Below are 19,224 nucleotides of genomic sequence, written 5' to 3' on the forward strand. Positions count from 1 at the left end.
ATGGCGGACCTGTCGCTTGACGAACTGATGCAGCTTGCATTGTCCGCCGCACTTGCCGGAGGCGCTGAACTGAAGACGCGTTTCGGCGCCATGTCCCGCGATAGTGTTCAACGAAAAGCTTTGGGTGATTATGCGTCCAAGGCCGATCTTGCTGCCGAGGAGGCTATTGCCGCAGTTCTGGCAAGGGCAGGTGATCGCTACGGTTTCGTGGGTGAAGAAACCGGTACGCGCAAGCCAGACGCACGACCCCGCTGGGTGGTAGACCCGCTCGACGGAACCAGCAACTTCATTTGGGGCATTCCCTATTTTGCTGTCAGCATCGCTCTTTGCGACGACGATGGCGAAATACTGGGCGTCGTCCTTGACCCATTGCGGGACGAGATGTTCACGGCAGTTCGAGGGCAGGGTGCCCAGATGAACGGTAAGGAACTGACACGGTTGGAAGAGAAAAAGCCCGAAGAATCCATCATATCTCTATCTATGCCGATCCACGGACAGTTGAAGTCGATGGACCGCAGTGCTTTCTTCCGGGCCCTGGATACCATCACCAACGAGACGGCAGGCATCCGCAGACTCGGCTCGGCCGCACTTGATCTCGCATATGTTGGCGCGGGCAGGTTAAATGGCTATTTTGAAGACGGCCTTAGCCATTACGACTACGCGGCTGGCAAGATTATTGCCCAGGAAGCCGGAGCGCTTGTTACCTCCCTCAATGGCGGTGTTGTAGAAGACGGCGGTTCACTGTTGGCGGGAACGTCATCCATACATCAGTGGCTCAAATCCAAGTTTCAGCAAGCGGAGACTCCAAGCTGAAAGGTCTCACAACCGCAAGCCGCTTTTGATGTCGCAACTGTCAAGCTTTAGACCTGACTGCTCTTAGTTCGCCGTAGATACCTAGAGACGCGTAACGTTTTCAATCTTTGTATCGATGCATCGTGCTTTTTCCAGAATGCAGGTTTGTGCGGTGATGAGCGTGTGCAAGTCTAGGCGCTGAAGCTTTCGGGTGGTCCTATGCGTTATGATCCAGGAGACGAGATGCGTGCCCCTTGGTAACATCGACAGACTTCTCGTGGCTGCGTTCAGGCAGCCACCGGCTGCACCCGGCGCTGGCGCGCCACTTTTCTCACGGGGCTTTTCAAGGCCACAGGGCCTGTGTCGCTCAGGGCCGACAAGACGGCCTGCGTCAGCGAAGCGGCAACGAAGTCGGCGCTTATGTCTTGTGGGTCGATTGGCGCTTCGCGCCCGCTTTCTCCCATCGGCAACAAAATGCCGACACGAAGAGAAGGTCTTACACGCTTCAAACGACGCACGATCTGTCGCGCGTGCGATTTCGAGTTCTCATTGAGAAACGTAACGACAACGGTGTCGATATCGTCAGCCACCAGAGCCTTTAAATCTCGCCCTTCAATCACTGTATAGTCTGCTTGTCTGATCTGCGCACCCTGAACCAAGAGAACTTGCGATAACATCGCAGACGCTGCATCGTCCATGGCCCCTCGGCCTCCCAGGGATAGAATGGATCTGCCTTTACCGTCCGGTAGCGCGATTGTTTCTTTGGTCTCTGGCGCTGAAGTCTGTTCGTCTTCCGACATTCCCTCGTTTTCCTCTTCGCTCGCAATCTCTGCAAGATTTTCAATGAGGGCATGGGCGCTGGAGGCAAGAAGCGCGATCTGAGCCTCTGTCATCACGCCGCGCTGGCGGTCCGCTTCGCCCAGGATCAAGGCAGGAAGACCAACTTTTTCGTAGTAGTCGATGAGATATTCCTCTTCGAGAAACTCTTCGGCGTTGTCAGTCGCTTCGTTGGGGTCGCCGGAGAGCAGCCGCTGGTAAAGCTTTTCCTGCGGTTGGAGGACTGGTTCATTTCCGAGCAGAACATCCAGAAAACTAAACTCGGGGACATATCTGCCAAGAACGACCAGACACACCGTGAGAGGTGTCGACAGCATTAACCCCAGCGGTCCCCAAAGCCAGGACCAAAAGATTGCGGAGATAATGATCGCCATCGGAGACAAGCCGGTGTGGCTACCATAGAGCCAAGGCTCAACGACGTTATTGCTGATCAGTTCGGTGATGATGAAAAGTGCCGCGACCCACGCGACCAACGACCAGCCGGGAGATGTTGCAAGGGCGAGGAACAGCGGCAATACCATTCCGATAACGGGACCAATATAGGGCACGAAACGCAGAACCAGCGTCAGCAGACCCCACAGGATCGCGTTCGGAATGCCAAGCACCCAAAGCCCAATGGTGATGGGAAAGGCGTAAAGGGCATTTACCACCAATTGCATCAGAAGGTATTTCCCAACCCGTTTTCCAGCGTCCTGCAGCGCTGCCGTCGTGCGATGCAGGTCACCAAGTCCAACCAGCCTGATGAACCTGTCGCGAAGGTCCTCACGCTCGATCAACATGAAAATCACAAGAACGATGACCAAACCTGCCGTTGCAAACGGGCTGATAAGCGGAAGAATGAAATTGCCAAGTGTTTCGACCGGATGGGATCGCGTGACGATCTCAACGAGCATCGGCTCTCGCATGGTTGGTGCGGTCGACTGCTCGTCCTGACTTTCGACGGCGCGTGTCTGCAACTCGGCGCCGACACGCTCGACAACCTTGCTCAGATGTTCGAGCACACCATTGCCTGATCCGGCTTGGCTGAGCGCCTGAACCTTGGTGACGATATTGCGCTGATATGTCGGGATGTTTTCGGCAAGATTTGTCACCTGCGTGGCGACGACGAAACTGAACAGCGCAATTGCCATGAAGGCTGAGGCGACCGCCAAAATAACGGCGGCAATCTTGGGCACAGAGTGTTTTCGGAGAAAGGAGACAATAGGTGCCAGAGTGAATGTCAGGAGGAGAGCCAAGGCTAATGGCACGAAGATTTCCTGACCCACGTGCAGGATGACCGCGACGCCAATCAGAATGAGAATCGTTCGTCCAGAAAGCCTGGTATTAGCCAGCGGACCTTGATGAGAAACGGCCATAAGTTTTCCGATGTCGTTTGTTGTTAAAGCGCCAGTGTCCATCAGCAGTCCGCCTTTAGATGCACCGATGAACTCAAAAAATATGTGCCATGTCCGCATCTGCTTTATGAAGATCAGCTTTAACTCGCGAAAGACGTTAAAGATGCAAGGGCGTGCCTCACATCTTTCTCTCGACCTAGCAGTCCTGTAGTAGCGCCAATGTAAGGGAAAATATTTCTTAAAAATTACTGTGGCCTATCGGAATCGAAAAAGGGGTGTAGGTCCTGAGCGATGCAGGGCGATTGGTGCTGTCACATAGGCAGGACCGAGAGATTGAGCGTAACTGGTTCGGTTGCAATGGATGCAGATAGCTTACGCAACGCTCTTGAACGCAACTCTCCACATCCCCATTCATATTAGGCTGAGGCATATCTCTTTTATGGAGCACGATTGTATGACAGCGAGAACGTGGAACGCCCACGGCACATCGGACGACTTCGTGGATAGTGCTGAGCGGCTCCGCCGTCTGCGGCGGCTGTCGGGCATCGCTCGTATGATGGACACAGCGATCCGCATTCCTGGCACGGGAATCCGTTTTGGTGCAGATTCCATCATGGGTTTGCTGCCACTGATTGGTGATGGTGCGGGCGCAATTGTCGGCCTGTATATCGTCAATGAAGCGCGCCGCCTTGGTGTGCCGCAGGAAAAGCTTGCGCGAATGGTTGGCAACATCGCCATGGATGCTCTTGTGGGCAGTGTTCCTGTCTTCGGTGATCTGTTCGATATTTATTTCAAATCGCACCGCCGTAATGTCGATATGATCATCCAGCACTTTGGCATCCATGGCGACGAGTTGCGACGGAAGCGCAAATAAGCCTCGACGATGGCCCGAAAAATCCTGGCGGCGGTTCTGGAATCGCAGTCGAGGTGTACCGTTCCTCGTCGGTGGTCGAGACTGCGTCTTTCAGCCTGTGCACATTGTTGGCTGTCGCCTTAGGGCGGGTAGGCTCAACTAAGATCCTTGAGTGCCGGATAGAGGCCACCCTGGCGGACGGAGTCGTCCCTGTTTCGCCGGGGTCAGCCGGCTTTCCTGCGCGCTCGCAATCCACGCGATGGCTGTCAAAACACCAATCCTAAATCTGGACGCTGCTGAGCGCGTCGACATGCCATCCCGTGACGCAGCTAGAACGCGGCTACGCACATCGTTGAAAGCTCAGGGCATGTTGCCCGCGACCAAATCACCAATCGGAGCGATGGAATTAGAATTCCGCCAGTAAGGGGGCCTAAACGCGATTCCGCGTTCAACGGACGTGCTCTATAAATCCAATGGAAATCAGCCTGTGAACAATGCTGGGGACAGTTCGGCTCCTTTCAAGAGCTAAAGATAAAGATACCCCTTGTCTCAGTTCAACAGACCTAACTTTTTTCTAAGCGCTTCCGACCAGACCGCGTAGCCTGCCGCATTCAGGTGAACCAGATCGGGTAAATAATAACGGAACATCGGCAGGCCATTTTCGCCAATGAGGCCGGCGTTCGGATCAAGCCATGTCGTGTGTTCGCGGCCGTTGCACCAGTCGCGCGCCGTCTGGTTGAAAAGATCGAATTCGTGGCGGTATATCCAGCGCGCCGGACTGGGCTTGATCGCCAGAACAAAGACGTCCGCCTGCGGTAGCGCTCGAGAGATGCGATCGCGCAAATCCCGCAGGTGCGCAAGCGTCGTCTGCGCCTTGAGGCCGTCGCTGGCAATATCGTTTTCGCCGAAATAAAGCACCACTCTACTTGGCTTCAAGGGAGCCAGGAGCCGGTCGAGGTAGTGGCTGGCAGAGAGGTAAGTGCCACCGCCAAATCCCAGATTGACGATATCCAGCGAGCCGAGATCCTCGGTGATGGAGCTCCAGATTCGAAACGAGGATGAGCCATAAAAGGCGATCGGATTGTCTGGAAGGCCGATGCGCTGAATGCGGGCCAGAACGGCAATGATATCGTTTTCGTGACGGCTGGTGCCGATATTGGCTGGGAAGTCGTACATGATTGGTCCTAAAGATTGTCTTGAAAGCCGGATGCCGCCATTTCGGCAACCGGCGATCGGCAAGGGTTATAAAAGCGCTTGCCGCAGGACAGTCAGAGCGCCTTTTGTGAGGGCGTCATCCGCACCCATGGATGTCTTGAGCCCGAACACATCTGCGGCAGCCAGATAGAGATCGTTCAGCCCGTCATTGCCGACGATAGCTGCCTCGTCTCCTTCCGCATACCATCCGGCCTCGCGGGCTTGCCGAAACTCCTGCCCGATGACCAGTCCTCGCACATAGGATCGCAACTGATCCGGCGAAAGCCGGCCCGCAAGCCCGCCGGTTCGCGCCGAAAACAGCAGCGACAGCATGGCGGCGGATCGTTTTGCCTCTGTCAGACCCCAGCGATAGGCCTCCTGATCATCGACCGGCGGCTGCGTGGAACCGCGCGCGATGAAGGAGTGATTGATAAGCAGGTTGAAGATTTCACCAGTGACGAATGTCTGGAAGCCATCGATCCGTTTCGCCTTCACCCGCGCCCATTTGCTGTGTGTTCCAGGGATGATCAAGGTGGCGTCTTCGCCTAGGCCGTGGCCGACGATCTGGGTTTCTTCACCGCGCATCACGTCCGGGAAGGGCTGGCGGGCGGGGTCGGTCAGACCGGGCAGGAAGACGAGATCGGACCCGTTCGGCAGCGAACTGCGCACCGTGCCGGCGGCAAGTTCCGCCGGGCCGGCCGGGCACGGCACATAAGCGACCTCGACCCAGCCGTTGCGGCTGGTGATCATTCCGAGTGCGGCGACGGGCAAGGCCCCATGGCTTGAGAACCAGGGTGCGAGTGCATCCATCAGCGCCGCCTCGTGCTCACCCTTGCCAAGGCTCGAAATACCGTCGGCGGTTTCAAGATGATCGAGTTCTTCGCCGCCTTCATCAACGAGCGCTGCCCTCAGTGATGTCGTTCCCCAATCAACGATGATCGATGTCGCCGGTGCTGCCATGTCTTGAACCTCCTCGTTCATTTCATCTTGGGGCTTGTCATAGGTCGCAAGTCTATATAGTGTCAATTAGTGAATTCAAGGTATCAAAATATGATACTTAATCGGGAGGAGAAAGATGGTGGCTGGCCTTAAGGGGATTTTACCTGTTCTGCCTACGCCGTTTCTGGCTGATGGCGGCATTGACGAAGCGGGTATGAAGCGACTGGTGGTCTTTGCGCTCGACAAGGGCGTCGATGGTGTCGTGTTTCCCGGTTTCGCCAGCGAGGTGGAGACTTTGAACGCCGCCGAGCGTGCGGCGTTGCTGAAAATTGTCGTGGATGTGGTGGCCGGGCGGGTGCCGGTCGTGGCCGGGGCAAGTGCGGCCGACTGGCGTGATGTGGTTGAGCACGGGCGGGCGGCATCGGCGCTTGGCATCCGCCACCTGATGGTGCAGGTGCCCAAGTCGGTCGGCACGGATGCGCCGGCGCTGATCGAATTCCTGGGCAGGATCGTCGAGGCGTTGCCCGAAGTTGAAATCATTCTGCAGAATGCCCCCGCGCCGCGCGGCTCCGACCTTTCGCCGCAGGCGATCGTGGAGATCGTGCGGGCGTTGCCGCAGGTGACCTATGTCAAGGAAGAGACGCTTCCTGCCGGCCCAGCCATCAGCCACATCGTCGCCCATGCGCCTTCGACACTGAAGGGCGTCATCGGCGGGGGCGGCGCGCGTTACATTCTCGACGAATATGCCCGAGGTGCTACGGCGGCAATGCCGGCGCTGGAGATCGCCGAGGAACATGTTGCCATCGATCGGGCGCTTGTTGCCGGGCGGCAGGAGGAGGCTCGTCGAATCTATGTCCGCACCCTGCCTCTTCTGGTGCTGCAGGCGGTCTATCGCATGCGGCTGACCAAATATGTGCTGGCCCGCCGCGGCGTGATCGAAGGCGTCGGTGTGCGTGCGCCGACACCCGAGCTTGATGCGGCGGCCATTGCCGATATCGACGCCAATCTGGTCGAACTAGGCCTCGTTGCCGTGGAGGCCGCATGAACAGCCCCATCGCAAGCGTCGAAGTCTTCACCCTGACGCAGCCGCGCAAAGTGCCTTATCTCGGCGCCTTGCGTGAAGGTGAGGTGGTCAATCCCAACGGCTATATCGTACGCAAGGGAAATCGCACGGTTTACCCGACCTTCGACCGCAGCGTTCTGGTGCGCATGACGACCGAGGCCGGCGTCGTGGGCTGGGGTGAGACCTACGGTATCGTCGCCCCCGGTGCGGTCGCCGCTCTCATCAACGATCTTCTCGCCGGTTTCGTGATCGGCCGCGATGCTTCGGACCCTTCGGCGATCTATGACGACCTTTACGACATGATGCGGGTGCGCGGTTATACCGGTGGCTTCTACGTGGATGCGCTCGCCGCGCTCGATATTGCGCTATGGGATATTGCCGGACAGGAAGCCGGCAAGTCCGTTCGCGACCTGCTCGGCGGCGGCGTGGATACGTTTCCGGCCTATGTTTCAGGCCTGCCTGAAAAGACGCTCAAGGCCCGCGGGGAACTGGCGAAATACTGGCAGGACCGCGGTTTCAACGCCTTCAAGTTCGCAACGCCGGTGGCAGACGATGGCCCGGCGGCCGAAATGGCGAATCTCCGGAAGGTGCTTGGACCCGATGCAAAGATTGCCGCCGACATGCACTGGAACCAAACGCCGGAACGGGCGCTGGAACTGATTGCCGAAATGCAGCCCTTCGACCCGTGGTTCGCCGAGGCTCCGGTCTGGACGGAGGACATTGCCGGTCTGGAGAAGGTTTCGAAGAACACCGAAGTGCCGATTGCAGTTGGTGAGGAATGGCGCACCCATTGGGATATGCGCGCCCGCGTCGAGCGCTGCCGCATTGCGATCGTGCAGCCGGAAATGGGCCATAAGGGCATCACCAATTTCATCCGTATCGGTGCTCTTGCTTCCGAGCACGGCATCGATGTCATCCCGCACGCCACCGTTGGCGCCGGCATATTTCTTGCCGCCAGCCTGCAGGCGTCGTCGACATTGTCAACGCTCAAAGGTCACGAATTCCAGCATTCGATCTTCGAGCCGAACCGTCACCTGCTGGAAGGCGACATGGATTGCCGGGAGGGCAGGTATCACCTGCCGTCCGGACCCGGACTTGGGGTAAGGCCGTCGGAGGCGGCACTCGGTCTGATTGAACGTATCTGAACTGGTTTTTTGGAGGAGGAAGCCATGAACAAAACAATAAACCGATTGGCGCTCGGCACCGCGACCGCCGTTTTGATGGCAATGGGCAGCCTTGCCCCGGCCAAGGCCGATACCGTTCTGAAATTCATTTCCTGGCAGACGGACGATGCCGGCACAGGCGAATGGTGGCATTCGGCCATTGCCGCCTTCGAAAAACAGCATCCGGGCGTGAAAATCGAATTCACCAAGGCCGAGCGCAGCTCCTATGCCGACACGATGACGACGCTTTTTGCGGCCAACCAGCCGCCGCAGATCGTGCATCTGGCGTCGTTCGAATTTCAAATGTTTGCCGATAGCGGCTGGCTCGAGCCGCTCGACCCCTGGCTGAAGAAGGACGGCATCGACATGACGGGCTGGGCCGGCCAGCAGAAATGCGAATGGAATGGCGAAACCGTCTGCATCATGACCAACTATTTCGGTTTCGTGATGGCCTACAACAAGAAGCTTCTCGAAGAAGCGGGCGTCGCGGTTCCGAAGACCTATGACGAGTTTCTGGCCGCTGCGAAGGCGACGACCAAGGATCTGAACGGCGACGGCATTATCGACCAGTTCGGCACAGGCCATGAAACGAAAGGCGGTCCGGGTCAATATCTGACGGAGATGCTGAACTACATCCTCGACGCTGGCGCCTACTGGACCGACAAGGACGGCAATATCACCATCGATACGCCGCAGATGGTGGAGGGTCTTTCACGCTGGAAAACCGTGATGAAGAGCGGGATCAGCCCGGTCGACATGAGCGCCAGCGACGTGCGCAAGCTGTTTGCCGATGGCAAGATGGCCATGCGGCTGGACGGCCCCTGGCTTTACGGCACCACCGAAAAAGGTTCGGCCAAGACTGACATCATTTACGCCGCACCGCCGCTTCATCCGCCGCTTGGCGGTTCGTCCAATGTACTCGCCATGCCGGCCGATATTCCCGACGACCAGAAGGCATTGGTCTGGGATTTCATCAAGCTGACGATGTCACCGGAATTCCAGCGCAGCTATGCCACCCTTGGCGGCAACACCCCGCCAAGCCCGACCGCCGACGTCTCGGGTGTCGAAAAGACCATCCCGCATTTTCCGGTGCTGATCGAGACGATGAAGGCCGCGTCCGAGGCGGGGATCGACCGCATTCCGACCGGACTTGAGCTCTTCTACAACGAGTTCAGCAAGATGGTGATGGAAGAAAGCCAGCGGATGATCATTCAGGATCTCGATCCGGCGGCGGTGGCGAAAACCATGCAGGCAAAGGCCGAAGCCATCAAGGGTTGATCCCGTTGTCTTGCCATGGCCCGGAAAGGGCCATGGCCATCATCCGCATCCGGCAGGAGGACCATCCATGACCGAACCCGTTCGGGCTGGGCGTCGCAAGTTCTTCGATCTTGCGCGCCCCAGCCGGCAACATCTCCTCGGCTATATTCTGATCGCGCCCGCAGTCCTGATGGTTGCCGCCATCATCGTCTGGCCGCTCGTTTTGGCCATCGACCTGTCGTTCCAGCAGGTCAAGATACCACGGCTTGGCGGTGCCAGCAGGCCGTTTTCGCTGAGCAATTACACATGGTTGTTCTCCTCGCCGGAATTCTGGCTGGCCTGCTGGGTGACGCTAAAGCTGGTCATCGTCGTAACCGCCGGCAGCGTCGCAGTCGGCCTCAGCACGGCGCTTCTGGCCAATAATCGCTTCAAGGGCCGCACCGTCGCGCGGCTGGGAATGGCGCTGCCCTGGGCGGTGCCGGAAATCATCGCGGTCGTCATCTTTGCATGGATGTTCGACACGTCCTTCGGCCTGTTCGGTTGGCTGGCGATCAAGCTCGGTTTCACCGACCAGATGATCCCCTGGGTCAGCAGTTCCACGGCCGCCTTCTGGGCCGTTGCCATCACCATGGTGTGGAAGGGCTTTCCTTTCGTGTCGATCATGTGTCTGGCCGGTCTGCAGTCCATTCCCACCGATTATTACGCCGCTGCCAAGGTGGATGGCGCCAGTGTCTGGCAGCGTTTCCGCTGGATCACCATGCCGTTGCTGATGCCGGTTCTCGGGGTCACGCTGGTGCTGACCCTGCTTTGGGTGTTCCGCGACTTTTCCATCATCAAGGTTCTGACCGGCGGCGGCCCGCTGCGTTCAACCCAGACGCTGTCGATCATGACCTATGATCAGGCCTTCCAGTATCACAACTTCGGTCGCGCCGCCGCCGTCGGCGTGCTGACGCTGGTGATCTGCATCATTGCCAGCCTGCTTATGCTCGGCCGGCGCTCGAAATCAATCTACTGAGGAGGCTTTGATGAAACGTAGCTTTGCACAGAGCCTTGCCCTCTACGCGACGGTGATCTTTACGCTGGTGATGATCCTGTTCCCGGTCTACTGGCTGCTGGTTACCGCCCTTTCCACCACCGACGAACTCTACCGCCTGCCACCGACTTTCTGGCCGGACGATCCGCAATGGGACATTTTTGCCCGTGTCTGGGCGGCAAAACCGATCCTTCTGTGGCTGTGGAATTCGATGCTTGCCGCAGTCGGCTCGGTTGCGCTGTCGATGCTGGTTTCGGTCAGCGCCGGTTACGCCCTGTCCCGCTATTCGATGCGGGGCGGCGCTACCATGGGAATGTTCGTTCTCACAGCCAAGATGCTGCCCGCCACGCTACTCGTCATCCCGCTGTTTTCGATCTTTTCGAGCTTCGGTCTGATCGGCAGCCTATGGACGCTTGTGCTTGCACATTCGACCATGATCATTCCCTTCGCGACCTGGATGCTGAAGGGTTATTTCGACACGATCCCCAAGGAACTGGAACAGGCTGCCATGGTCGACGGCTGCTCGCCGATCGGCGCCATGGTGCGTGTCGTGCTTCCCATCGCAACACCGGGGCTTGCTGCCACCGCGCTTTACGCCTTTGTGCTCAGTTGGGCCGATTACGCCTATGCGCGCACCTTTCTGGTCAACTCGCCGGACAACTGGACCGCCAATCTCGGCATCACCACGATGCAGGGCGAATATGTCACCTATTGGAACGACATCTCCGCCGCATCGGTGTTCATCGCGCTGCCGATCATCGCAATCTATCTGTTCCTTGAACGTTATTTGGTCGGCGGTTTGACCGCTGGCGCGGAGAAATAAGCATGGCCAATATTTCCATTCGCAACGTCAGCAAGTCCTATGGCGCGCTCAACGTGCTCAGGCCCTTTTCGCTTGAGATCGAGAACGGCGAGTTCGTGGTGCTGGTTGGACCTTCCGGTTGCGGCAAGTCGACGATGTTGAAAATCCTTGCGGGTCTCGAACCGGCAAGCGAAGGGCAGATCTTCATCGGCGACAATGAAGTCACGGATCTGGCGCCCGGGGACCGCGATATAGCCATGGTGTTTCAGAATTATGCGCTCTATCCGCATCTGACGGTTCGCCAGAACATCGGCTTCGGGCTGAAGATGCGCGGCACGGACAGGCATGAGATTGACCGCCGGGTCGACGATGCGGCGCGCATTCTGGAAGTGACGCCCTATCTGGATCGCAAGCCCAAGGATCTGTCAGGCGGTCAGCGACAGCGCGTCGCTCTGGGACGAGCGATCGTGCGCCAGCCGCAAGCCTTCCTCATGGACGAGCCGCTGTCCAACCTCGATGCCAAGCTGCGTGTCCATATGCGTGCCGAAATCGGCGCTTTGCATAAACGCATCGGGGTCACTACCGTCTACGTGACGCATGACCAGGTCGAAGCCATGACCATGGCGGACCGGGTTGTGATCATGCAGGGCGGCATCATCCAGCAGATTGCCGCACCGGACGAACTGTTCAACAACCCGGCCAATCTTTTCGTTGCCGGTTTCATCGGCTCGCCGGGCATGAACTTCCTCAATGCGCAACTGCATGACGGCACTGTTACCCTGTTTGGGCAACATGTTTCCGTGCCGGGCGCGGCTGATCGCCAAGGCAGCGTGATCGTCGGTCTGCGGCCGGAACATCTCGTTCTCGGCGATGCGCCGGTCGCCTTCGATGTTCACCCGACGCTGGTGGAAAGCCTCGGATCGGAAAAATACGTCTATTTCGACGCGGAAGGCGCAAGGGTGGCCGATGGCGAGGAGGGCAAGTCCAAGGGTCTGATCGCGCGCGTCTCGCATACCGGCAATCTTCCTGGCAACGAGGCACTCCGGCTCGGTTTCGATCCGGCCAAGCTTTATCTCTTCGATGCAAAGACCGGAGAACGGCTATGATCCTCGTCACCGGATCGACGGGCCGTGTCGGTCGTGCCGCTGTCGCCGCCTTGCGCGCACAGGGCCGCACCGTTCGCGGTTTTGATCTCAGGCCATCGGGAACCGGCGGCGAGGAAGTCGTCGGGTCGCTGGAGGATGCGCAGGCACTGTCCGAAGCTATGAAGGGCGTGAGCGCCGTGCTGCATCTGGGAGCCTTCATGTCCTGGGCTCCGGCGGATCGCGATCGTATGTTCGCTGTCAATGTCGAGGGTACGCGCCGGCTTCTGGATGCCGCTTCAGCGGCTGGCCTGCGGCGTTTCGTGTTCGCTTCCTCAGGCGAGGTCTATCCGGAAAACCGACCGGAATTCCTGCCGGTCACCGAGGATCATCCGCTTTGCCCCAATTCGCTCTATGGCCTGACCAAGCTTTTGGGCGAAGAGCTGGTGCGCTTTCACCAGCGAAGCGGCACCATGGAAACGGTGATCCTGCGGTTTTCGCATACGCAGGATGCGGCGGAACTGCTGGACGAAGAGAGTTTCTTTTCCGGTCCCCGGTTTTTCCTGCGGCCGCGCATCCGCCAGCAGCAGAATTTCGGAAACGTTGCTATCGCCGAATTGCTCCAGTCCCGAGATATCGGTGAGCCGTCGCACATTCTGTCGCGCAACAAAAACGGCCGTCCATTCCGTATGCACATTACCGATACGCGAGACATGGTGGCAGGAATTCTGCTCGCTCTCGATCACCCCGAGGCGGCGGGCGGCATCTTCAATCTCGGCGCGGATGAACCCGCCGACTTCGCCGTGCTTCTGCCGAAGATTGCGGCGCTGACCGGCCTTCCCATCGTGACAGTCGATTTTCCCGGCGACGGCGTTTATTACCATACGTCCAACGAGCGGATCAGAAACACTTTGGGGTTTGAAGCAGAATGGACGATGGACCGGATGCTGGACGAAGCGGCGGCCGCAAGGCTGGGGCGACTCGCGAAGGAGCAGAGGCGATGAAGCCCGAGACGCCGGGCGGCACGGCGGCGCTGGCCAAGGGGCTAACCCTGCTCGATATGGTTGCCGACGCGCAGGAACCGCTACGTTTTGCCGAGTTGTTGCGCGCCTCCGGCCTGCCGAAGCCGACCTTTGCACGCATCCTGCGCACCCTTATCGCCTATGGTCTCGTCCGTCAGGATGCGGCCCGGGGCACTTATGTTCTGGGCCAGCGTTTTCTGGAAATGTCCCATAGGGTCTGGGAGAGTTTCGATCTCGTCTCGGCGGCAACCCCGGAACTCGAGCGGCTGGCGGCCGAACTGGGGGAAACGGTTGCGCTGTGCCGGCTTGACGGCACGATGACGCAATATCTGGCCGAACGTTCGCCGAATGGCCTTTCTGTGCGCGTCGAGGTGGGGCGCCGCGTCCCCCTGCATTGCACAGCACCCGGCAAGGCACTGCTCGCCTTTCAGGACCCCGCCGTCGGCCGCGCCCTCTTGGACCGTCTGACGCTGGATGTGCAGACCCCGAAAACCATCACCACGCTCGATGCGCTCCAGGCCGACCTGACGTTGACCCGGGCACGTGGTTATTCGATTTCTTATGAGGAGCACTTGCCAGGTGTAAATTCGGCAGCCGCGCCTGTCATGGGTCGCGACAATACGCCGATCGGGGTGCTTGTTGCGCTTGGCCCTTCATCGCGGCTCAGTTCCTCCAATATCCATCCAGCCGGGCGCGAATTGATTGCTGCCGCCCGCCGTATCACGGGTGCGGCTGGGGCTGTCGCCATTAGTTCCAGGCCCAGGCCCCGGTCTGTCACCGGCCGTCCGAGTGCCGAGCTGAGTTGCGTCTTGCCATGGGGCGCACAGCTTGGCGAGAGTCCAGTGTGGCACGATGGCGAAAATACGCTCTACTGGGTCGATATTCTTCATCCCGCTGTCAACCGGTTTGATCCAGCGAGTGGCCGGAACGAAACCTGCGAGACCGGGAAGTTGGTCAGCGCGGTCATTCCGGTTCGCGGTGGGCGTCTGCTGGTGGCGTCTCAGGATGGGATCGAATGGCTGGATTTTGCATCAGGTCGCCTCACACCCTTCGTCAGCCCGGAGGCAGGCATCGTCGACAACCGCTTGAATGATGCCAAATGCGGGCCTGACGGCGCGATATGGGTGGGATCGATGAGGATTGACGCCTCCAAGCCCACGGGTGCGCTTTATCGTATCAGCACCGATGGCGCATTCGAACGCAAGGAAGGCGGCATCATCGTCTCCAACGGCCTCGGCTGGAGCGCGGATGGGAAAACCTTCTACTTTGTTGACACGGTACCTGGCCTCATCCACGCCTATGATTGCGATCCCGCGACCGGAACGCTGTCGGGATGCCGCGAATTCGCACGCATTCCCGTCGCTGACGGCCGGCCGGACGGTCTTGCGGTGGACGCGGAAGGAGGGGTCTGGTGTGCAATCTGGGATGGCTGGTCCGTGCGCCGTTATCTTCCAAACGGGAAGCTCGACCAGGTAATTGAGATGCCGGTGCCCCGTCCCACCAGCATCGCCTTTGGTGGCCCGGATCTGTCGACGCTGTTCATCACCAGCGCCCGCACCCGCCTGCCGGCCTCGACACTCGCCGACGCGCCTCTGTCAGGTGGACTGTTTTCCTGCCGCCCGGGAGTTTCCGGTGCGCATGTCTCATTGTTCGAAGGATAAAGGATGAACCTTGAAAACATCTTTGGCCTGAAGGGCCGCGTGGCGCTCGTTACCGGTTCAAGCCGTGGGATAGGAGCGGCGATTGCCGAAGGGCTGGCTGGGGCAGGTGCCCATGTCATCCTGCATGGCGTCAAGCCGGGCGCCACAGCGGCTGTACATGAGCGGATTGTTACGCACGGGGGAGCGGCGGATCATCTGGCAGGCGATCTCTCCGAAGTCGGGGCTGGTCGGGATCTTATCGAGCGAGCAGAGGCGATCGCACCACTCGATATCCTTGTTATCAACGCCAGTGCCCAGATCAATGCCCCTCTATCGGCGCTGACGCCAGGTGATCTGGCGTTTCAACTGGCGGTCAATCTGGGCTCGACGGTCGACATGCTGCAGACGGCACTGCCGCGAATGTCGGCTCGGAAATGGGGCAGGATCGTCTCCATAGGATCAGTCAATCAGCTAAGGCCTAAAAGCGTCGTTACCGCCTATGCGGCGACGAAGGCCGCACAGCACAATTTAATTCAAAGTCAGGCTAGAGATTATGCCCGCGACAACGTGTTGCTCAATACTCTCGCTCCCGGCCTCATCGATACGGACCGCAACGCTCACCGCCGCGTCGAGGATCCGGAGGGCTGGAATGAATATGTAAGCGCGTTGAACTGGATGGGGCGTGCCGGGCGACCGGAAGAGATGGTGGGGGCAGCTGTCTTTCTGGCGTCGGAGGCATGTAGTTTCATGACGGGCGAAACGATTTTTCTCACCGGAGGTTATTGAGCGGGTGGATATTGAAAAAATGCAAAATGTCCCGAACGCAGGTGTTGGCCCAGCAACTTTTGCGGTGATCGTCTGGAGAGGTCGTCATTCGAAAAAACCAGCGCCGATAGTGCGGCGATTGTGTTTGAAGCCATGAAAGCGGGATCGCGCGCGGTTGCACGGGGGTCGTCAGCGGTTTCCATCCCTACCGACGGAAGTCTGACGGCAACCGGAAATGGCTGATGAGCCGTCGGTCTTTCTTGCGATTGCGGCGATGACGGAGTCCATCAGCTATCCCAAACTGGCGAAGCTTTATCACCAGCGCCTCGGCATCATACCCGGGGTTAGCGACATCATCACCTTGCACTTCCCTTAGATGCCCTCAGCCCGCAGCATGATTTCAACCGCGCTGTTCCCACCGGCTCGTTGACGGGCCCGCGCTGGAGCTCGCATTGAAAACCGGCCAGATCAGCGGGCCTGGCTTCGACGTTGTCATCACCGAACTGCCGCATACTATCGTCCACTCATGCGTCTGCTTGATTTGCCGAACATCATCCTGACGCCGCATGTGGCGTGGGTAAGAAGCGCAGCGGTCCAGTCGCTGGTCGATCAGCTGATCGACAATGTCGAGGCGTTCTAGCGCGCCCTTCGTTTGACCGTTATAGCTTCTCATGTAATCGAGAAATGCGCGCATGGCGGCACGCGGGAGGCGGCGGCTGGGGTCGTAAAAACCATTACGGTAGGAGAGTGTCCATTGGGAGGAAGCTCCGCCAGCCGGCCGATTTCCTTTCAGGTGTCGCTGTACCTTCTGACGTTCAGCGGTCGAAGTTTCCCAGATATCGGGCAGGCGATGTACCAAGCGCTTTCTTGAACATGGTTATGAATGCAGAGACGGATTGATATCCAAGATCCCCTGAAACCCGCTGCACCGTTTCCCCTGCTGCAAGGCTTCTGATTGCGACAATCACCTGCAATTGTTGTCGCCAGCGGCCGAAGGTAAGGCCCGTTTCGTTTTGAACGAGACGGGCGAGCGAATTCTCACTCATCGCCACTCGTTTAGCCCATTGCGCCATCGTACTGCGATTGGATGGATCGTCTGCCAGCTCGGATGCAATGCGTGCAAGCCGGGGCTCGTCCGTCAGCGGGAGGTGAAGATGCTCGACCGGCATCCGCGACAATGCTGACAGAAGCAGCGTTTCCATGAGCTCTAAGTCAGCAGTCGCGGCAGCCGATTGGTCGGCCATCTCGATGATCAGTTCCCTGACGAGCGGAGACAGGGAAAGCGTGCAGCACCGGTTCGGCAGATCGGCAGCCCCCGGCTCGATGAACAGGAAGAACAAACGTGCGTTGGCGGTGGCCACATTGCTGTGAAGCATGCCCCCTGGAACCCAGACGCCACAATGAGGCGGAACCATCCACATGCCGCTTGGGACGCGACAAGTCACGCCTCCCAGCAGCGGCATGACAAGCTGGCCCTTACGGTGGTGGTGTTCGGGAGCCTCGCGTTCGTTCTGAGACACGTAGATCCTCACAGCGCGAACGCGCGATGAAGAGCTTTCGACATCATGGTCGGCGAGGGCACCAGATAGAGATAGAGGTGAATGGTGGTATTTAGTGATCATTAGAGAGAATATCTAAATTTGTCAGATCGGTTTGTCGATAGGGTCATCCTGCTAGAAGCTGGAGGGTGATCATGACACTTCAAAAACACAACGACCGCTGGTGGTCGGATATCGTCCGGACCGAAATTCGTCTGTCCTCGAAAGGACCTCGCAGGCTCTGCATCCTGCCCCCATCCCTGATGGGGACAAGGCCGGATCGTGCCGCTGTTCTGAAAAGGATTACAGGGGTTCTTTTTTCGAAAGCCCGAGCGTTGCTTGCCCGCCAGCCTCCGGCCATGTCGACTGTTGTGCACGATGACGCTGCCGAAGCCTATCTGCACGCCTGCCTCGCTGCTCCATTCTTTTTCTATGTGTCGCGAGCGACCTACGGCCTCGCAGACAATGTTACCACTGATGAAAAAGGCATCGAGCGCAAGGCCACACTGCCGGGGGATGAGGTGTGAGTTCCCTGCCAGTTGTCACCAGCGGGAACGTCATCTTTTCGCTGAAAACATTCCTTGCGGCCATGGCGTGGCCGATGCGCTGGAACTGCTTGAATCGCCTCACATGGCAGATGGCTCACGTAACCCGCTTTTCAGGCCCATCCTCTACCGTCGATACGAGGGCAAGCCAAAGCGTCTCCGCCGCATCTGTTGCATCCGATATCTGATTAACGGACTGGATTACTGCAAGACGTGCCCATGTCTGAATAGTCGCTCTAGTCCAATGCATGATGCGTGTTATGGCGATATGCACGATGGATCGACCAATGCCGGCGGCAAGAAACAGAGCTAAGGACTTTGAATTCACGGGCCGGGCTGCAAGGATTTCGCTGCATCTTTGTGCGATTGTCTCACGAAATCGATAAATGCGCGTAAAGGCGCGGGCACAAGCCGCCGTCCGGAATAATAGAGGAACGGGCCGGAAAACCGCAGCCACCATTCTTCCATCACCGGTACCAGATCTCCTCTATCGAAGTGTGGCCTTAGCCAATCTTCAAAAATATAAATGATGCCAGAACCGGCAATGGCTGCGTCGATGCCAAGATCGGTGCCGCCGCCGAACTGAACAACGAGGCTACCTTTAGGATTTATGGCGATTTCTTCCCCATCGCGTTCGAATTCCCAGGAGGGAAGCGCGCGCCCCGAAAACCGGCCTAAAATACAATCATGCGAAAGCAGCTCTTGTGGATGTTGCGGTTTGCCTCTTCTTGCAAGGTAACCCGGCGATGCGGCAAGGGCGTAGCGCTGCTGGCGCGGTCCGATCGGCAACGCCACCATATCCTGCTCGAGCCGTTCGTCATAACGGATGCCTGCGTCGCAGCCGCTCTTTATGATGTCGACGAAATTCTCATCGGTCACGATTTCCAGCCTTATTCCGGGATAGGCCTTTAGGAACGGCGGCACGATCGGAGGCAGGACCAGCCTTGCCGCACTCATCGGAACATTGAGTCTGAGATCCCCCGAGGTGCGGCCGCGGCTGCTTTTCACCTCGTCGAGTGCCGATGCCACCTCTGCGAATGCGGGTCCGGTGCGCTCTAGCAAGAGACGTCCTGCATCCGTCAGGAGCACGCTGCGGGTTGTGCGATTGAATAGTCTTACCGCAAGGTCTTCTTCGAGACGCTTCACCGCATCGCTCAACGCCGAGGAGCTGACGCCACTTTCGCGCGCGGCCTGCCGAAAACCTTTGGATCTAGCCACAAGTAAAAACGCATTCAGATCCGTAAAATCCGACACCCTGCTCTCCAAACATAAAAAACAATTGTCCGTTTTCACGGACAACCTGTCCGGATTATAGCTTCTTGTAGCGTATATGCCACCTGTCTATTTTGGAGGAACACAAGGAGA

At 58.4% G+C, this 19,224-nt stretch carries 18 protein-coding genes and 1 pseudogene; 13 read left to right on the forward strand and 6 right to left on the reverse strand.

Translation table 11 applies throughout. From position 1 onward, the window contains the following. Positions 1-813, forward strand: a complete 813-nt coding sequence (locus tag FB593_RS21410; RefSeq protein ID WP_145166922.1) for an inositol monophosphatase family protein — start codon at positions 1-3, stop codon at positions 811-813. A gap of 266 nt (positions 814-1,079) precedes the next feature. On the opposite strand, the gene FB593_RS21415 is transcribed toward FB593_RS21410, so the two are convergent. Further along, on the reverse strand, positions 1,080-2,984 hold the full coding sequence (locus tag FB593_RS21415) for an AI-2E family transporter (protein WP_321186299.1): 1,905 nt from the start codon (positions 2,982-2,984) through the stop codon (positions 1,080-1,082). A 433-nt stretch (positions 2,985-3,417) separates the two neighbouring features. Between FB593_RS21415 and FB593_RS21420 the strand changes: the two genes are divergently transcribed. Next, a complete protein-coding gene (locus FB593_RS21420; protein ID WP_003517171.1) occupies positions 3,418-3,837 on the forward strand; it encodes a DUF4112 domain-containing protein in 420 nt (139 codons plus the stop codon). A 183-nt stretch (positions 3,838-4,020) separates the two neighbouring features. Here FB593_RS21420 and FB593_RS27870 read toward each other — a convergent pair. From FB593_RS27870 to FB593_RS21430, 3 genes and pseudogenes are all read right to left on the reverse strand, one after another. Further along, positions 4,021-4,128: pseudogene (locus FB593_RS27870) on the reverse strand (IS630 family transposase); the annotation flags it as partial. A gap of 237 nt (positions 4,129-4,365) precedes the next feature. Then, positions 4,366-4,992, reverse strand: coding sequence for a GDSL-type esterase/lipase family protein (locus FB593_RS21425; protein WP_145166924.1), 627 nt, complete (start codon positions 4,990-4,992; stop codon positions 4,366-4,368). A gap of 66 nt (positions 4,993-5,058) precedes the next feature. Further along, positions 5,059-5,970, reverse strand: coding sequence for a 2-dehydro-3-deoxygalactonokinase (locus tag FB593_RS21430; RefSeq protein WP_145166925.1), 912 nt, complete (start codon positions 5,968-5,970; stop codon positions 5,059-5,061). A 115-nt stretch (positions 5,971-6,085) separates the two neighbouring features. On the opposite strand from FB593_RS21430, the gene FB593_RS21435 reads away from it, so the two are divergent. From FB593_RS21435 to FB593_RS27590, 10 genes are all read left to right on the forward strand, one after another. Further along, complete coding sequence (locus FB593_RS21435) at positions 6,086-6,994, forward strand: dihydrodipicolinate synthase family protein (protein WP_003517164.1); 909 nt, start codon at positions 6,086-6,088, stop codon at positions 6,992-6,994. Beyond that, positions 6,991-8,157, forward strand: a complete 1,167-nt coding sequence (locus FB593_RS21440; protein ID WP_025591558.1) for a mandelate racemase/muconate lactonizing enzyme family protein — start codon at positions 6,991-6,993, stop codon at positions 8,155-8,157. The genes FB593_RS21435 and FB593_RS21440 overlap by 4 nt, the downstream gene beginning before the upstream one ends. A gap of 24 nt (positions 8,158-8,181) precedes the next feature. After that, positions 8,182-9,453 carry an ABC transporter substrate-binding protein gene (locus FB593_RS21445; protein ID WP_145166926.1) on the forward strand — a complete coding sequence of 424 codons (1,272 nt, stop codon included), beginning with the start codon at positions 8,182-8,184 and terminating at the stop codon, positions 9,451-9,453. Positions 9,454-9,520: 67 nt separating this feature from the next. Then, on the forward strand, positions 9,521-10,447 hold the full coding sequence (locus FB593_RS21450) for a carbohydrate ABC transporter permease (protein WP_013637453.1): 927 nt from the start codon (positions 9,521-9,523) through the stop codon (positions 10,445-10,447). 10 nt (positions 10,448-10,457) lie between these two features. Further along, positions 10,458-11,288 (forward strand): carbohydrate ABC transporter permease, encoded by an 831-nt coding sequence (locus FB593_RS21455; protein WP_003492168.1) that lies wholly within the window; start codon positions 10,458-10,460, stop codon positions 11,286-11,288. 2 nt (positions 11,289-11,290) lie between these two features. After that, entirely contained in the window at positions 11,291-12,373 is a 1,083-nt protein-coding gene (locus tag FB593_RS21460; RefSeq protein WP_112162132.1) for an ABC transporter ATP-binding protein, read from the forward strand. Continuing rightward, complete coding sequence (locus tag FB593_RS21465; protein ID WP_145166927.1) at positions 12,370-13,353, forward strand: NAD-dependent epimerase/dehydratase family protein; 984 nt, start codon at positions 12,370-12,372, stop codon at positions 13,351-13,353. The genes FB593_RS21460 and FB593_RS21465 overlap by 4 nt, the downstream gene beginning before the upstream one ends. Continuing rightward, the gene (locus tag FB593_RS21470; protein ID WP_145166928.1) at positions 13,350-15,032 is read left to right on the forward strand and encodes an SMP-30/gluconolactonase/LRE family protein; all 1,683 of its coding nucleotides are present in this window, start codon (positions 13,350-13,352) and stop codon (positions 15,030-15,032) included. The genes FB593_RS21465 and FB593_RS21470 overlap by 4 nt, the downstream gene beginning before the upstream one ends. A gap of 3 nt (positions 15,033-15,035) precedes the next feature. Beyond that, a complete protein-coding gene (locus FB593_RS21475; RefSeq protein WP_019565782.1) occupies positions 15,036-15,797 on the forward strand; it encodes an SDR family NAD(P)-dependent oxidoreductase in 762 nt (253 codons plus the stop codon). 214 nt (positions 15,798-16,011) lie between these two features. Beyond that, a complete protein-coding gene (locus FB593_RS27590; protein WP_186447948.1) occupies positions 16,012-16,152 on the forward strand; it encodes a hypothetical protein in 141 nt (46 codons plus the stop codon). 439 nt (positions 16,153-16,591) lie between these two features. Here the strand turns inward: FB593_RS27590 and FB593_RS21485 are convergent, their stop codons facing one another. Next, on the reverse strand, positions 16,592-17,398 hold the full coding sequence (locus FB593_RS21485; RefSeq protein WP_186447949.1) for an AraC family transcriptional regulator: 807 nt from the start codon (positions 17,396-17,398) through the stop codon (positions 16,592-16,594). 71 nt (positions 17,399-17,469) lie between these two features. Here FB593_RS21485 and FB593_RS21490 point away from each other — a divergent pair, with 71 nt between their 5' ends. Continuing rightward, positions 17,470-17,841, forward strand: a complete 372-nt coding sequence (locus FB593_RS21490; protein WP_145166929.1) for a hypothetical protein — start codon at positions 17,470-17,472, stop codon at positions 17,839-17,841. A gap of 342 nt (positions 17,842-18,183) precedes the next feature. Here FB593_RS21490 and FB593_RS21500 read toward each other — a convergent pair whose 3' ends face one another. Next, the gene (locus FB593_RS21500; protein ID WP_145166986.1) at positions 18,184-19,113 is read right to left on the reverse strand and encodes a LysR family transcriptional regulator; all 930 of its coding nucleotides are present in this window, start codon (positions 19,111-19,113) and stop codon (positions 18,184-18,186) included. Positions 19,114-19,224 lie beyond the last annotated feature (111 nt).

Source organism: Rhizobium sp. SJZ105 (assembly GCF_007828365.1).
In the GTDB taxonomy this organism is placed as follows: Bacteria; Pseudomonadota; Alphaproteobacteria; order Rhizobiales; family Rhizobiaceae; genus Agrobacterium; species Agrobacterium tumefaciens.